Origin of the sequence: Alistipes sp. AF14-19, assembly GCF_003461645.1 — a bacterium.
Classification (GTDB): Bacteria; Bacteroidota; Bacteroidia; order Bacteroidales; family Rikenellaceae; genus Alistipes; species Alistipes shahii.
Window position 1 is genome coordinate 40338 of record NZ_QTXM01000010.1, and the last position, 12918, is coordinate 53255.

At 51.5% G+C, this 12918-nt stretch carries 22 protein-coding genes; 10 read left to right on the plus strand and 12 right to left on the minus strand.

Annotation, left to right across the window (positions count from 1 at the left end; all coding sequences use genetic code 11):
- Window positions 1-351 (minus strand): ribosome silencing factor, encoded by a 351-nt coding sequence (gene rsfS, locus DWW03_RS09780; protein WP_015547873.1) that lies wholly within the window; start codon window positions 349-351, stop codon window positions 1-3.
- Window positions 352-542: 191 nt separating this feature from the next.
- Between rsfS and DWW03_RS09785 the strand changes: the two genes are divergently transcribed.
- Window positions 543-1094: a hypothetical protein gene (locus DWW03_RS09785; protein ID WP_229028796.1), complete on the plus strand. Its 552-nt coding sequence runs from the start codon at window positions 543-545 to the stop codon at window positions 1092-1094.
- A 70-nt stretch (window positions 1095-1164) separates the two neighbouring features.
- On the opposite strand, the gene DWW03_RS09790 is transcribed toward DWW03_RS09785, so the two are convergent.
- Window positions 1165-2064 carry a hydrogen peroxide-inducible genes activator gene (locus tag DWW03_RS09790; protein ID WP_015547874.1) on the minus strand — a complete coding sequence of 300 codons (900 nt, stop codon included), beginning with the start codon at window positions 2062-2064 and terminating at the stop codon, window positions 1165-1167.
- A 214-nt stretch (window positions 2065-2278) separates the two neighbouring features.
- Window positions 2279-2491, minus strand: a complete 213-nt coding sequence (locus tag DWW03_RS16995) for a hypothetical protein (protein WP_007567577.1) — start codon at window positions 2489-2491, stop codon at window positions 2279-2281.
- A gap of 106 nt (window positions 2492-2597) precedes the next feature.
- Between DWW03_RS16995 and DWW03_RS09800 the strand changes: the two genes are divergently transcribed.
- The 9 genes from DWW03_RS09800 to DWW03_RS09845 all read left to right on the plus strand — a co-directional run bounded on the left by DWW03_RS09800 (window position 2598) and on the right by DWW03_RS09845 (window position 6515).
- On the plus strand, window positions 2598-3008 hold the full coding sequence (locus DWW03_RS09800) for a hypothetical protein (protein ID WP_004291538.1): 411 nt from the start codon (window positions 2598-2600) through the stop codon (window positions 3006-3008).
- Window positions 3009-3169: 161 nt separating this feature from the next.
- Window positions 3170-3385, plus strand: coding sequence for a hypothetical protein (locus DWW03_RS09810; RefSeq protein ID WP_004291535.1), 216 nt, complete (start codon window positions 3170-3172; stop codon window positions 3383-3385).
- 11 nt (window positions 3386-3396) lie between these two features.
- Window positions 3397-3618 carry a hypothetical protein gene (locus DWW03_RS09815; protein ID WP_004291534.1) on the plus strand — a complete coding sequence of 74 codons (222 nt, stop codon included), beginning with the start codon at window positions 3397-3399 and terminating at the stop codon, window positions 3616-3618.
- 13 nt (window positions 3619-3631) lie between these two features.
- A complete protein-coding gene (locus tag DWW03_RS09820; RefSeq protein ID WP_004291533.1) occupies window positions 3632-4048 on the plus strand; it encodes a PcfK-like family protein in 417 nt (138 codons plus the stop codon).
- Window positions 4045-5376 (plus strand): PcfJ domain-containing protein, encoded by a 1332-nt coding sequence (locus tag DWW03_RS09825; protein WP_004291532.1) that lies wholly within the window; start codon window positions 4045-4047, stop codon window positions 5374-5376. The genes DWW03_RS09820 and DWW03_RS09825 overlap by 4 nt, the downstream gene beginning before the upstream one ends.
- A gap of 24 nt (window positions 5377-5400) precedes the next feature.
- Complete coding sequence (locus DWW03_RS09830) at window positions 5401-5658, plus strand: hypothetical protein (protein ID WP_004291531.1); 258 nt, start codon at window positions 5401-5403, stop codon at window positions 5656-5658.
- A 19-nt stretch (window positions 5659-5677) separates the two neighbouring features.
- Window positions 5678-5911, plus strand: a complete 234-nt coding sequence (locus tag DWW03_RS09835; RefSeq protein ID WP_004304291.1) for a DUF3873 domain-containing protein — start codon at window positions 5678-5680, stop codon at window positions 5909-5911.
- Entirely contained in the window at window positions 5908-6153 is a 246-nt protein-coding gene (locus DWW03_RS09840) for a DUF6956 domain-containing protein (RefSeq protein ID WP_004291529.1), read from the plus strand. Before DWW03_RS09835 ends, DWW03_RS09840 begins: the two co-directional genes overlap by 4 nt.
- 53 nt (window positions 6154-6206) lie before the next feature.
- Window positions 6207-6515, plus strand: a complete 309-nt coding sequence (locus DWW03_RS09845; RefSeq protein ID WP_004304290.1) for a hypothetical protein — start codon at window positions 6207-6209, stop codon at window positions 6513-6515.
- Between the two features lie 33 nt (window positions 6516-6548).
- Here DWW03_RS09845 and DWW03_RS17000 read toward each other — a convergent pair whose 3' ends face one another.
- The 9 genes from DWW03_RS17000 to traK form a co-directional block, all read right to left on the minus strand.
- Window positions 6549-6938 carry a hypothetical protein gene (locus tag DWW03_RS17000; protein WP_004291527.1) on the minus strand — a complete coding sequence of 130 codons (390 nt, stop codon included), beginning with the start codon at window positions 6936-6938 and terminating at the stop codon, window positions 6549-6551.
- A 64-nt stretch (window positions 6939-7002) separates the two neighbouring features.
- Window positions 7003-7530 carry a glycoside hydrolase family protein gene (locus tag DWW03_RS09855; RefSeq protein WP_004291526.1) on the minus strand — a complete coding sequence of 176 codons (528 nt, stop codon included), beginning with the start codon at window positions 7528-7530 and terminating at the stop codon, window positions 7003-7005.
- Window positions 7527-8030 (minus strand): DUF3872 domain-containing protein, encoded by a 504-nt coding sequence (locus DWW03_RS09860; RefSeq protein ID WP_004291525.1) that lies wholly within the window; start codon window positions 8028-8030, stop codon window positions 7527-7529. The genes DWW03_RS09855 and DWW03_RS09860 overlap by 4 nt, the downstream gene beginning before the upstream one ends.
- Entirely contained in the window at window positions 8027-8935 is a 909-nt protein-coding gene (locus tag DWW03_RS09865; protein ID WP_118406680.1) for a toprim domain-containing protein, read from the minus strand. Before DWW03_RS09865 ends, DWW03_RS09860 begins: the two co-directional genes overlap by 4 nt.
- Before the next feature lie 8 nt (window positions 8936-8943).
- The gene (locus DWW03_RS09870; RefSeq protein ID WP_007749013.1) at window positions 8944-9519 is read right to left on the minus strand and encodes a conjugal transfer protein TraO; all 576 of its coding nucleotides are present in this window, start codon (window positions 9517-9519) and stop codon (window positions 8944-8946) included.
- Between the two features lie 2 nt (window positions 9520-9521).
- Window positions 9522-10508 carry a conjugative transposon protein TraN gene (gene traN, locus DWW03_RS09875; RefSeq protein ID WP_007749017.1) on the minus strand — a complete coding sequence of 329 codons (987 nt, stop codon included), beginning with the start codon at window positions 10506-10508 and terminating at the stop codon, window positions 9522-9524.
- Window positions 10509-10578: 70 nt separating this feature from the next.
- Window positions 10579-11997, minus strand: a complete 1419-nt coding sequence (gene traM / locus DWW03_RS09880) for a conjugative transposon protein TraM (RefSeq protein ID WP_118406681.1) — start codon at window positions 11995-11997, stop codon at window positions 10579-10581.
- Window positions 11978-12286: a TraL conjugative transposon family protein gene (locus DWW03_RS16600; protein WP_004291520.1), complete on the minus strand. Its 309-nt coding sequence runs from the start codon at window positions 12284-12286 to the stop codon at window positions 11978-11980. Before DWW03_RS16600 ends, traM begins: the two co-directional genes overlap by 20 nt.
- 6 nt (window positions 12287-12292) lie before the next feature.
- Window positions 12293-12916, minus strand: coding sequence for a conjugative transposon protein TraK (traK, locus tag DWW03_RS09885; RefSeq protein WP_004291519.1), 624 nt, complete (start codon window positions 12914-12916; stop codon window positions 12293-12295).
- Window positions 12917-12918: the final 2 nt, after the last annotated feature.

Here is a 12918-nt window from a genome sequence, read left to right on the forward strand (position 1 = left end):
TTACTCTTCGTATTCATATTTCACCAGCGGTGCGTCGGCCCACAGCTCCTCGAGCTTGTAGAAGCTCCGAAGCTCGGTCTGGAAAATGTGCACCACGACGTCCACATAGTCCATGGCGACCCACACGCCGTTCTGCTGGCCTTCGATGCGCCACACCTTCTCGCCCAATTTCTCGAACACCTTCTCCTCGATTTCGGCGGCTATGGCGCACACCTGCGTCGTGGAATCGGCGTTGCAGACCACGAAATGCGAACAGATCGCTCCATCGAATCCCGAGAGGTCCAACGATACAATATTCTTACCTTTTTTATCTTCAATCGCGCTGACGATCGTTTCGATCAGTTTATCCATAAATGTTCAATAGGTATCTATAACCTTGCAAAGGTATGAAAAGAGAATGAGATTTGAAAGCAACGCGGTAAAAATCGCGCCGCAAGCGGGCATATTGTTCCGGAAGCGATTCATTATTTCGCCCTTTTTGTCGCCGGATTCGTTTTTTATCACTACTTTTGGAGATACTCCAACTAACCCAAGTTCAATTTATGCGAAAAATCTTCATGTTCTGTCTGACCGGCGCACTCGCACTGGCCACGACGTCCTGCAAGGACGAAAAAGTAACCACCATGCAGACGATCACCGTCAATGGTCAGATCTGCGAGGTCAAAAGCGCTTTCTATGTGGAAGAAAAAGCCGACGAGCAATGGGAAACCTCATACGACCTCATTCTATTCAGAGAGTATTTTTCAACATTACCGTTTACAATGTCCGACTACGGTGTCGATATAGAAGTTTCTGAATCCCTGATAGGCAAAACTATCGACCTCACAGAACCCGTTACCCAAACCGGGCCTCTCAGACCATACCTCTCCGTCGGGGCAATCGGTGAAACAGAGTTCGACATCGTACACTCGTTTGAAAGAATTACGGTAAGCAATGGAGACGACATCTCTTCGGCAACAGTCTCCTACGGAATGCTCACTGTCACCAGAGACGGGGATAATTTCTCCGTCAAACTCTCCGTCAAACTTTCCGACGGCAAATCAATCTTCGCCGACTGGACGGGAAAAGCGACCAAAGTAACGATTCCGGAATAACCGACCGGATAATCGACATGCGCCCGGCCTGCGTTTTGCAGGCCGGGCGCATTCTTTCAGAGAGCGGAAGCTATGCCTTCGCACCCGGAACATTGGCCAGAATGGTCTCGGTCAAGGCCCGGATGATCGAGTTCTTGACGTAGGTGCGGCGCACGGCGACGGCGATCTTGCGCGAGGTAGCCCCTTTCGAAAGGGTTTTCAGCCGGTCGCGGCGGTCCGAGGGGATGTATTCGACGGCCATTTCGGGAATGATCGTCAGACACGACGTGCAGTCGACGATCCGCATGAGCGTATCCAGCGAACCCGATTCGAACGAATAGTGCGACGGCATCGAACGCCGGGCCTGGCAGAGTTCGATGATCTGGTCGCGCATGCAGTTGCCGGGGCTCAAGATCACCAGGTCCTTGAGGTCGATCTCCTCGATACGGATATTCTGCCGCTCATAGAGCGGATTTTCGGGCGACACGTAAGCGTAGAAGCGGTCGTTGAAAAGCTCCTGCTCGAGGATGCCCTCGCCGCAGGTGCCGCTGGCGACCAGCGCCGCGTCGATACGGTCGCGCTTGAGCGCCTCGACGATGTCCGAAGTGATCATCTCGGATATTTCCAGCTCGACCTTCGGGTAGTCGCGCACGAAGGCCGGAATGAATTTGTGCAGCAGGTAGGGCGCGATGGTCGGGATGACGCCCAGCCGCAGTTTGCCCGCGGTTTCGCCCTTGAGCTCCGAAACGGCCTCCTTGATGTAATTGTACGCCTTGATCGTCTCGCGCGCCTGTTCCAGCACCACCTCGCCCGCCTCGGTGGGAATGACGGGCTTTTTCGAACGGTCCAGAAGCACCACGCCAAGCTCCTCTTCAAGCGCCTTAACCTGCATGCTCAAAGAAGGTTGCGTCACAAAACAATGTTCGGCCGCAAGCGAGAAACTCCCGCAGTTGGCCACGGCCAGCAGATATTCGAGTTGGATGATTGTCATAACAGGCGTCTATTTGAGAAAGCGAAGATATAAAAAAAATCTATATCGGACAACTTTTTCGCATTGCCGCATAGTTTTTCGTATCTTCGCCTGCAGAAGTTACGAAAAGAGTGTAATTTATTGGAAATGAGCGTAGGTTAATTGCTCTTGATAGTAATAGGTTACGATTTAGTTAGTTATCTACTGCATTATCCTTCTGCGCGTTGCGTAACCTTCAAAGAACTCTTCGTATGCAAAAGTAGCTATTTAATTCGAGATTTTGATATAAACTCCCGTTTTTTATCCCCTCATTCATAAGAATTTTCCGTAAAAGCGGTATTGTCCGTCGGCACACCATTGCCCAAAACGAGTTTGGAACAAACGTGTGCCGACTACCGCATAGCTGGAGAAAAGGGCATTGCCTCACGCCTAAACGATGTTTAGACAGATGAAGCAATGCCCCTTTCTTTTGCGCCTATGCCAAGAGGTGCTTTTACGGGTTTTCAAATGATTTTTCTTTTTTCGCTGTCTCTTTTGCCGGAAGCGGAAAGTGAATGCAGAGTGTGTCAGCCTGCCCCATGAATGAAACAGGCGCCCACACACAGCCGGACAAACCGGGAAGAATGATTGTTGCCACCCGGCTGAACAAGTTCCGTCGGATCGGAAACAATCATACTTCCTTTGTTGTGGTTTGCCCTTTTCACGCTTCCGGTGATGTCTTTTTCCTTTTGGTGATTCTTTTTTTTACGGATTTTCCCCTGAAGTTTTTTTCTACACAATCTGCCTCTGTTTTCGTTTACCTCCATTTTGCGCCTTTCAGTAAGCCGCATCAGTCAGTCATTTTCGTTCTGGGCGCAAAGGTAATTCCGGGATTGGACGGGAAAGCAAGGTCAAGCCTCCTGTTTTCGGTAAAAATCTCCAGCCCTGCGGGTAGTATTTTGACCGAAAAACCTTGCATTCCCTAATCCCTACCTTTTCAAGCACCCGAAACGAAAACGACCGATGCGACAGAAAGACGCATAAAAAAAATGTCGGATAAACGAGAGGCAGATAAGATAGTTTGAAACTCAACTCCCTCAGCTCTTGAATCCGCATTAAAAACAAAAAAATCAAAAACAGCGAAGATATGACGGCAACGGCAAATTTCAGACAAATGGCGCAACACATCGGGTTGGCGATATGCGGCTTGATGATGCGCACCGCCTTCGGGGTGTTCGGCATCCTTTGGGGCATCATCAGAGAGATTGTAAACGGAGTGTTCCGAGTGGCGATAGGTGTAATCGTGGCTATCCTTTCCACCATTGCCTTCTTTGGCTTCATCCTTTGGTTATTCACCCTTTAACCCTTACCGACATGGCAAAAAGAAACAGCAAGACGGCAGCGCAGCAGTGCAGATATTACGAGGTGGACAACATCTTCGTGTATATGGTGGAAACGTACATCAACGGCAATTTTGAAACTTTCCGAAGATTGTACCACGAACTGAACAAGGACGCACGGAGGGATTTCATGGACTTCCTTCTCAGCGAGGTAGAGCCGACCTATTGGAGAGAGATACTGAAACAGATAATCTAAAAATGACAGCGATATGAAAGGAACAGACCATTTCAAGAGAACGATATATATGTACTTGGAACAGCGTGCGGAGGAAGATGCGCTATTTGCAAAGAAGTACCGCAACCCTGCCAAGAACATGGACGAGTGCGTGACCCACATTCTGAACTATGTGCAGAAAAGCGGTTGCAACGGTTTCACGGACGGAGAGATATTCGGGCAAGCCATCCACTACTATGAGGAAAACGAGATAGAGGTGGGCAAACCGATGGACTGCCAAGTGGTTGTGAACCACGTTGTGAAACTCACGGCAGAGGAAAAGGCGGAGGCACGTCAGAACGCTGTCCGCAAATACCAAGAGGAGGAACTCCGCAAGTTGCAGAACCGCCACAGACCGTCAGCGAGAAAAGAAAACCAACCCCAACCCTCATTATTTGATTTAGGCTTATGAAACCGAAGACCAAGATACAGAAAGAGGTGGCAAGACTTTCCGCCAACCTTCGCCCCATATCAGCGACACAAATAGATTGGGCATACCGCCACTGCGTTGAGCATATCGGCTACCGCACCAAGAAAGGGAACATCACCTGTTCCGACTGCGGTCACGAGTGGCACAGCGACAGCGGACTATGCGACACCCTTGAAGGCTGCACCTGCCCCAAATGCCATGCCGAACTCAAAGTGCAGGACACACGCAGACGCATCTACAAGGAAACGCAGAATTTCAGCGTGATAACCACCTGCAAAGGGTATCAGGTAATCCGCGTGGCGCAGGTCAGATGCGAGAGCAGGAAAGGCGAACCGATGCGTTTCTACTGCCACGAGGTCGTGCAGCGTTGGATTTCACCCGACGGCAAGGTTACGGACATGGCGTTGCTCCGTGGCTTCCTTTTCTGCTATTGCGATGTGTGGGCATTAGGCAGCGATATGGAGGTAAGACCGCACAACAGCCTATACGATGATGTGGTGGCAAGAAGCTGTGCATATCCAAAGATGAGGATATTGCCCCAACTCAGACGTAACGGCTTCAAGGGCGATTTCCACGGCATCTCCCCCGTGCGTCTTTTCAAAGCCTTGCTTTCAGACCCAAGAATTGAAACCCTTATGAAAGGCGGTGAGATTGAGGTCATGAAACACTTTCTTTTCAATACCCGTACTGCCGATGAATGTTGGGCATCATATCTGATTGCCAAGCGTCACAAGTATCAGATAGACAACCTCTCAATGTGGTGCGACTATCTGCGTATGCTCAAAAAACTCGGTCAAGACCTCCGTAACCCGAAGAACATCTGTCCCGAAGATTTCATGGCGGCACACGACAACGCAACCCGAAAAATTGAAGCCATACACGAGAAGGAAAGAGCCGCAGAGCAACGCCGTTGGGAGATTGAAAGGCGTGAGCGTGAGCAACAGCGACAACTCCAACGAAAGAAAGATGCGGAGGATTTCATCGCCAACAAATCCAAATTCTTCGGCTTGGTAATCACGGACGAGGAAATAATCGTCAAGGTGCTTGAAAGCATAGACGAGTATTACAACGAGGGCAAGACGCAGGGCATCTGCGTGTTTGGCAGTGGATACTACAAGAAAGCCGACACCCTCATACTATCGGCAAGGATTGGCGATGAGATTATTGAAACCGTAGAGGTGGACTTGCGAACCCTCGAAGTGGTGCAGTGCCACGGCAAGCACAACCAGGACACCGAATATCACGAGCGCATCATAGACCTTGTGAACAAGAACGCCAACCTTATCCGTGAGCGGATGAAAGCGGCATAGCATAACCCCTAAAACAACATTGATATGGAAGTAAGAATTGAAAGTATGATTTGTGTGTGGGATGATGCAATCCCCACGATGTTCCTTGAATTTGTGAACCTCCTCACTCTCACAACGAGTGAGGGGGAATTGAGAAAGAGCGTAAAGGAGTTTGCCGAGAAGCACGAACTTGACAAGTTTTTCCTTTACGGCTTCGGCTCACACCATTTCTACCTGCACCAACGCTACACAAGCAACCCCGAAATGGTGATGAAGAACAGAGTTCTGTCAGTACATTTTTAACCATCTAAAAAGCAACATTATGACAACACGAATGACCATCAACGGAGTAAGCACCTGCGCGGAAGCAGGTACGGAGAAATACGAGCGTTTCCAATCGGGTATCGGAAGACGCAGGCGGACACTTGTGCAGTACGACTACCGCCACCCCATAGACAGAGAATTGTTCTCTTGTGTCAAACCCACGTTGGACGAGTGCCGAGCCGCACGGGACAAGTGGCTGAACGCAAAGAAGGGAAAGGAGGACAGACTATGAACACGACCTATCAAACGCTGATAGTCAAGTTCAGCGAACCTATCACGGCATTGGACGGTATCTTTGACGATACCGGAGCGTGGGGAACGGACACCCTCAAGGGGTGGATAGATGATTACGAAAGCACACGTTTCACCGCCACCGACAGCCATACGGCAGTCATCACGAGCGAGTACAATATGGAATGTGTGAAAGAGTGGCTACAACGGCAGACCCCCATTTCCGAAATGCGAGAATTTTGAACGGGATGGCGGTGTCCGCACCGCCAATACTTAAAACCCTAAAAACAAAAGATATGATAGCCAAGACGATATTACAGCAGATAGGCGGAAAACGCTTCACCGCCATGACAGGTAGCCGTGATTTCATAGATATGGGCAACGGCTTACGGATGAGCCTTGCAAGGAACAAAACAAGTGCCAACCGCCTTGACATCATCTATGACGAAGGGGCAGACCTCTACAATATGCGCTTCTACCGCAGGACGTTCAGCAAAAAGACCTTTGAGTGCAAGACAAAGGACATTGCCGTACACGAGGGTATCTATTTTGATATGCTGGAGGAAATGTTCACGATGGTGACGGGACTTTACACACGCTTTTGAGTGGCGGGGCGGCGAGAGCCGCCCTACTTTCTTTCAGTGAGCATGATGGCGGACAAAGAAAGTAGCAAAGAAACCTTTGTCCAATCTGCGATAACTAAAAAATCCGCAAGTAAAACTTGCGGAGGCTATATATTGGGTCGTTATTTTTTGGTGGAGGGGAATGATAATCTCGAACCGTTGAACTACACATTTCTGCTTCGTCTCCATTTCCCCCAACGATTTGATACGTTCAATCATTTTTGTTGTTCCTTTCTGAATTTTCCTAAATACTTTCTTCATAATTTCGCTATACTTTTTATGGTTAATAACTATGTTTTGTATTGCTCTCACAACACTTACAACTTGAAGTGTTATTTGGAAACCGATAGGCAAAAATGGCTCAACGATGTCAATTAACGAGAAAATCCTACGATAATCTATCAAGTGATAGAGCAAAAGACGTGCCAAGTTAAATATGGCACGTCTTTTGCCAGTTTTGTCAGTCCTTTTATGGGATATACAACAGCGCAAACTCCGCCTTTCTCCGTTTGAGCAGCATGGCGTGGCGTTTTCCTTTGTAGTTGCAGAAGGCTATATACTCACGGTAGATGTTCCTGTCACCAGCTTCCAGCTTCTTGATTAAGGTGCTTTTGGGGATTGTTTTGCTGCCTAACAGCTTCGCCGGTCCCACATTGTAAGCTAACGTGCCAAGCAAAATCGAATCAACCCCGAATTTACGGAACATGGCGACAAATTTGCGCAGGTCTTTCCGCAAAAGTTCATCCGCATCCCGTTTTGTCATGGTTCGTGCCGAATACTTCTCGTTTGGCAAAAGTTTGTGACCCCAACCGACGTATGGGTAGTGTTTTTCTGAGTGCCAGCCTTCAAAGTAGCGGCAGCATAAAAAAGCACGTTCCATAAGCGGCAGTCGGTAGATTGCCGCCTGCCCGTCCGTTCCCTCTTGGCGGCTGATCTGCGCGGACACAGAACAGACCGTCAGAAGTGAACAGAGCATTGTCATGAATACACGCATCATTTCAACAAGGGGCTGAAGTTGCCGATGGGAACGATGGTAAGATCGTCGTCCTTTACATTCCTGTTGTTGAAGTCAAATTCCAGTTCGTAGGAGTTGCTAAAGTTATCCTCCACCACCACGATGAAATTATGCGCCTCATCACCCGCCGCCGTGTAGTACAGGCGGAATTTTTCGTTCTCCAGCAGGTAGCGGTCGTTAGGCAGGAAGGTGATGCCGTTATCCATTTTGAGCGAGCCTTCCCCCTCGAACTGGAAATAGCGGATGGTATAGAGCGTACCCGAAAAGTCGCCCTCCTTTTTCAGTTCACAGCGGATTTCCACTGTCTGCCCCTTTACTACCTTGTTCGGCACGGGCATGACCTCCACCGTGAAGGGATAGGACTGCTGGATGTCCATGTCATCGTCACATGACACGAGGGTGAATGACATGGCGGCTATCAGGCATAACGCCACTGCCTTGAATATTGATGTTCTCTTGTTTCTGTTGTTCAGTATGTTCATTGTTCTTCGATTTTTAGATGGTTGTTTTTCTGTTTTTTCGTTGTCAGTTGCAGGTACTCGTTCAAGTCCTTGCAACCGTCATAGAGGGAGGAACGGTCGGTGACACGTTCCCCGTATCGCATGGTAAGTGCGGCAAGCGTCCGCCGTCCGGCTTCGTCACGGTCGAGGAAGCAGCCGATGCGCCCGTATCCGTCCAGCAATCCCGCCGCCTTCTCCACGTTGGCGACTGAGTTCAGCACAAGACAGTCAGCGTTACCGGTTACACCAAGCGTCACGGCAGAGAGAAAGTCCATGAAGCCCTCGAACACGAGGCACTCGTCAGCCGGGATGTCATTCGCCTTTACCAGTGATACAGACTTCGGAGGTATGCATCCCTTGAAGAAGCGGCTGCGGATTTCATACCCGCCCGTCACATTCGGAAAGCCGACGGTGAAATACCGTTTGCCACGCACACCGTAATTCAGTCGGCAGCAATAGCGTGATGCGACAACGTAAGGGATGCCCCGTTCCGCAAGATAATCCGTCAGTGGAGAACGAAGCAGCGGGACGGCTTCCACTCCCTCAAAGGCAGGTTCTGACGGTTTAGGCAGGAAAGTCGGTTTGCTCCCTTCGGGAACAGGCATAGGCATATTGACAGTTTCCGCTATGAATTTCACTTGCTCCATGAAGTCGTTGCTTCTGATAAACTCCCCGGCAAGCGTGAAGATGTCGCCGCCCTTGCCCAGCCCGAAGTCGTACCAGAGCTGTTTTGCCACGTTCACACGGAAAGATGGCGTGCGCTCATTGCGGTATGGCGCACGATACCACAACTCGTTTCCGCTTCTTCGGACAGGCTCATGTCCCAGCCGTGCGAGGAAGTCCGCAAGGGGTATATGCCTCATGACGTCGATTTCCGTTCGTTCCATGCGGCGTATCAGTTGATGATGAACTTGATGCCGACCCCGAACTGCGTATGAAACTTCCTCGTGTCGCCACCCCACAGGCAACGCTCCCGGAGGTTGGCGAGCAGAGCGATACGGTCTGCCACGTAAAACTCCACATCGAACGTCAGCGCACCGCCGTAGATGAAGGCATCCCGGTCATGAAGCGTGGAGCCGTCATGCAGCACCTTTTCGCCCCAGTTCACCGATTCATATCCGGCAAGAGCCGAAGCACCTGCATAGACGAACACGATTTTACGGGCATCGGAGAGTATCTTGAAGTAGTATCCGCCCTCCGCCGTGAACTGCGCCACGGGTATCTTCCCGTCCTTGTAAGGGTTGTTCTTCAACAGGTATTCGCCGCCGAACACCCATTTGTTCCCCTTTTTCGTGTAGGTGGAAAGAGCCGCCCCGAAGCTGTACCCGCCGTCGTTGCCGCCTGGATTGAAACCGTCCGCCATGTTCGCCCTGATCTCGATGCCCTGCATCTTCGGCAGGCATCGCTGGGCGTGCGCCTGCCCCGTACACAGGGCAAGCGATGCGATGATTATTGCGATGTACTTTCTCATGGTCAGCGCACTTGAAGTTCGTTGATGGTATTGGCACGCACCAAGTCCTCGTTCTCAATCACGAAAGACTGGTGGCGACCTCCGTTCTTCTCGTTGAGTTCCACCACGAGGCACTTGTCATCGGGGATGGTGAACTTCGCCATCGTGAACACCGTGCGCTCGCTCTTCTTGCCCGGCACGAGCGTGGCGTAATTCTGCGCACGGAGTGGCAGGATAATCTGCTCCTGCACGGCGGTACGCTTCGCCACCTTCTTGTCCACGATTTTCCATGTGATGTAGTCCACGTCGAAAGGCACATTGCTCTGGTTCTTTATCTCCGTGTGGAAATAGAGCAAACCGTTATGCGTGTAGATACCTTTCAGCAGGTACTGGATGCCGAATCGCTTGCAGCCGATGTGCTTCACCTCGCGCTTGTTCTGCTTGTGGATGGACTTCATGATAAGGCGTACCAGCATCGGGCTTTCGCTGCCCAGTTCCTTCAGGTAGATTTCCTGAGCGTTGTTCGGGCGGTTCACCTTTTCGCCGTCATGGATGAAGTCGCACATCTCCACGTTGAGCAGCAGCGGTTCAGCGGCATATTTCACGTTGAAGGTATAGAAACTCCCGTCCTCCGTTATCACGGACATATTGGTTTCGTTCGGGAAGTTCCTCACGGTAGCTTTCACGCGGATGACATTCTCCGCTCCGTCGGCTTTGCCCGCAATCAGGTCGGGCGAGCCTAAATCGACGTAGCGCACCTCCGAGGGGAAAATGACGTGAACGGTCTTGTCGTAGGTTACTTCCAAGCCGTGCGGAGGAACCATGCGGTCGAAGGTCAGCTTCTTCGTCAGCCCGTGATACAGGTCGCCGTCCGCCTCCTTCTGCGGATAGACCTCCTTTGTCAAGGTCGGTTGTTCACTTCCGTTGTCCGTTCCAACGGTTACGTTCTCCTGCGCGTTGGCAGTTACGATGCCCATAGCGAGGGCAAACATGATGATTACTTTTCTCATTACTTTAGATTTTAGTGGTAAATAAAAATTGGATTGTTGTTTTTTTGTTAGTCGTTGATTGTTATTACTTTCAATTCCTGTCCTGATAGAGCATGACCTTGTACCCGGCTTTCAGATGCACTTTGACGGTACGCATCTTCTTGGCGATATACTGGCTGGTTCCTTGTATCAGCCCCTTACCCAAATCGGAGGCGAGTTGCGCCCCTGCGTTGGTGGAGATATTGATGCTGCTGCCCAGCGAGCCGCCCATGTTGGCGGAAACCTCCCTGACGGCATTCATTTCCATAGAGTTCGGAATGAAGATACCGGGCTGCCCGTCCGTGTCATACACCGCCAGTTCTACCGGGATAATCGTACCCGCATATTCCAGCGAAGTAATTTCAATATCAAGCCGTTCGCCCTGAATCTTTGCCGTGCCGACCACCACCGCATTATGGGGGATGATTTTGTCCGCCACCGCCATCGGCTCCAACAGACGGAGCTTGACAGCCTGCCCGTCCGTCACACTCTGCGCCCCATAGACGCACGCCGATATGGTGTTTTTGTCCGATACGGTCGTGACGCCCACCGCCGTATTGAAACTGCGGTTACGCTCTTGCGAGAAGGAGGCGACAAACTCGGCGTTGCTCATCGGCTGTGAGAGCGAGGATACAACCTGATGCGCCACCTGCCTGACAGGTGCAGCCGTGTTCTTTCCGGCTTTCTGCACGAGGCAAGGCTCTGTCGCCTGTCCAACAGGTGGCTGTGTGCCGTTCTGTCCGCCCATGTACTTTGCCGCCAGTTCATAGGACTTCTCCATAAGTGCCACTTGGTCATCCATAGCGGACGCCTTGCCTTTCTCGCTTTCCAATTCCGATTCCAGCGAGGCGATACGCTCCAGCAGTTCGTTCATCTCCGCGTTGTCGTTCTTCGGCTGCTCGTAGAAGTTGCCGAGCGTGGCATTAAGGTCGCGATATGCGGCTGCGGAGGACTGGATGGTCTTCGGGGCGGACTTCACATTCTCTTCCGTACCACCGGGATTGGCAAGGTAGAAGTCCCTGCCACCGTCCGTTTCCGCCACCTCGCGGTCGAACATATCGCCCAGTTCCTGCATGGCGCGGCTGCGGTTCTCTTGCCGCTCCTCCATCGCCCCCTGCTCGTAGGCTTTCGCCTTGTCGCCGATGATCTGGCGGTTCGCCTTGTCAGCATCGGGCATCTCGGTGTTGTATCCGTCCGTTCCCGGCGGTTGCTCCTTGCCGGAGGACGGGGCGAATATCAGCCACATAGCCCCGATGAATACCAGCACCATAGCGGGCAGCACTATCATTTTCTGACGTTTCAGCCGTTGCGCCTCTGTCAGCGGCTTACGCTCCTTGGCTTTGCCTTCCTCCTTCGCGCCTTGGCCATTCAAGCAGGCATGATGGCTCTCGGCTTGGCGTCGGTTCTTCGGTTTCCCGTTGTCGGGAGCCGCCTTGTTCTCGTTTTTAGGTTCATTCTTTGTCTGTTCCATATAAATAAGGTGTTAAGTGATTGCCTGTTTCCGCCGGGGTCGGCAGTTCCACCCGTCCGGCGTGTCCCGTTTCCATATGTGAGCCGTCGTTCCTGCCGATGTCATAGACGGCTCTGCCGAAGGTGTAAAGGGCAAGCACCGCGAAGGCGGCGAACATCCCCAGCACGATGCGGCGGCGTGTTTCCGGCGGCAAGCCGTCCAGATACCCTTTGAGACTTGCCGCCAAGCGTTTCCGTTTGTCGTGGAGTTTCCAATACATGCCCCACATTGATTTTCTGATACTTTTCATGTCCTGTTACCGTTTGATAGTCTGTAAATCCTTGTTCTCAATGATGGTGAAACCCTCGATGGTAAAACCGTTCGGGTTGTCATCCGACCGCGATGCGTTCAGCAGGCGGCAGGTGGTCACGAGGCTGCGCTCGGTGACGTTGCTCTGCCGGATGATTTTCTGTGTGGCGTAGGTCACGGCACGGTAGGGATAGGCGTTGAAGTCGCACACCACGCTGTCCACCTTCAGCACTTGGTTGATGTTCCCGGCGATGATGCGGTTGTAGTACCCCTTCTCCGCGAAGTCCGAATAATAGTGGTACACGCTCTTGTCCGCCAGCAGCAAGGCACGTTTCACGTTGTGTTCAATCGCGCTTTTTTCAGGTGATAGCGTGAAGAACATCTCGTGGAAACGGCGCACATGTTCCCGTGCCTCCGCCGGGCGGTTCTGCGACAAATCCTGAGACAAGGCGAGCATCAGGCTCTTGCCGTTGTCCAGCACATAGATTTTCTCCCGTTGCTTCTCTGCGAAACGGTAGGAGTTCCACACGCTCCACACCGTCACCACGGCGCACAGCGAGAGGAAGACGATACCGAACAGGCGTATCTGCCTGAACGACGATTCGATGTTTCTAAGTGATTTGAATTCCATTT

Excerpts from the sequence above, each read along its gene's own strand:
- rsfS (WP_015547873.1), bottom strand. The coding sequence starts at position 351 with ATGGATAAACTGATCGAAACGATCGTCAGCGCGATTGAAGATAAAAAA.
- DWW03_RS09785 (WP_229028796.1), top strand. The coding sequence starts at position 543 with ATGCGAAAAATCTTCATGTTCTGTCTGACCGGCGCACTCGCACTGGCC.
- DWW03_RS09790 (WP_015547874.1), bottom strand. The coding sequence starts at position 2,064 with ATGACAATCATCCAACTCGAATATCTGCTGGCCGTGGCCAACTGCGGG.
- DWW03_RS09800 (WP_004291538.1), top strand. The coding sequence starts at position 2,598 with ATGCAGAGTGTGTCAGCCTGCCCCATGAATGAAACAGGCGCCCACACA.
- DWW03_RS09810 (WP_004291535.1), top strand. The coding sequence starts at position 3,170 with ATGACGGCAACGGCAAATTTCAGACAAATGGCGCAACACATCGGGTTG.
- DWW03_RS09815 (WP_004291534.1), top strand. The coding sequence starts at position 3,397 with ATGGCAAAAAGAAACAGCAAGACGGCAGCGCAGCAGTGCAGATATTAC.
- DWW03_RS09820 (WP_004291533.1), top strand. The coding sequence starts at position 3,632 with ATGAAAGGAACAGACCATTTCAAGAGAACGATATATATGTACTTGGAA.
- DWW03_RS09825 (WP_004291532.1), top strand. The coding sequence starts at position 4,045 with ATGAAACCGAAGACCAAGATACAGAAAGAGGTGGCAAGACTTTCCGCC.
- DWW03_RS09830 (WP_004291531.1), top strand. The coding sequence starts at position 5,401 with ATGGAAGTAAGAATTGAAAGTATGATTTGTGTGTGGGATGATGCAATC.
- DWW03_RS09835 (WP_004304291.1), top strand. The coding sequence starts at position 5,678 with ATGACAACACGAATGACCATCAACGGAGTAAGCACCTGCGCGGAAGCA.
- DWW03_RS09840 (WP_004291529.1), top strand. The coding sequence starts at position 5,908 with ATGAACACGACCTATCAAACGCTGATAGTCAAGTTCAGCGAACCTATC.
- DWW03_RS09845 (WP_004304290.1), top strand. The coding sequence starts at position 6,207 with ATGATAGCCAAGACGATATTACAGCAGATAGGCGGAAAACGCTTCACC.
- DWW03_RS09855 (WP_004291526.1), bottom strand. The coding sequence starts at position 7,530 with ATGATGCGTGTATTCATGACAATGCTCTGTTCACTTCTGACGGTCTGT.
- DWW03_RS09860 (WP_004291525.1), bottom strand. The coding sequence starts at position 8,030 with ATGAACATACTGAACAACAGAAACAAGAGAACATCAATATTCAAGGCA.
- DWW03_RS09865 (WP_118406680.1), bottom strand. The coding sequence starts at position 8,935 with ATGGAACGAACGGAAATCGACGTCATGAGGCATATACCCCTTGCGGAC.
- DWW03_RS09870 (WP_007749013.1), bottom strand. The coding sequence starts at position 9,519 with ATGAGAAAGTACATCGCAATAATCATCGCATCGCTTGCCCTGTGTACG.
- traN (WP_007749017.1), bottom strand. The coding sequence starts at position 10,508 with ATGAGAAAAGTAATCATCATGTTTGCCCTCGCTATGGGCATCGTAACT.
- traM (WP_118406681.1), bottom strand. The coding sequence starts at position 11,997 with ATGGAACAGACAAAGAATGAACCTAAAAACGAGAACAAGGCGGCTCCC.
- DWW03_RS16600 (WP_004291520.1), bottom strand. The coding sequence starts at position 12,286 with ATGAAAAGTATCAGAAAATCAATGTGGGGCATGTATTGGAAACTCCAC.
- traK (WP_004291519.1), bottom strand. The coding sequence starts at position 12,916 with ATGGAATTCAAATCACTTAGAAACATCGAATCGTCGTTCAGGCAGATA.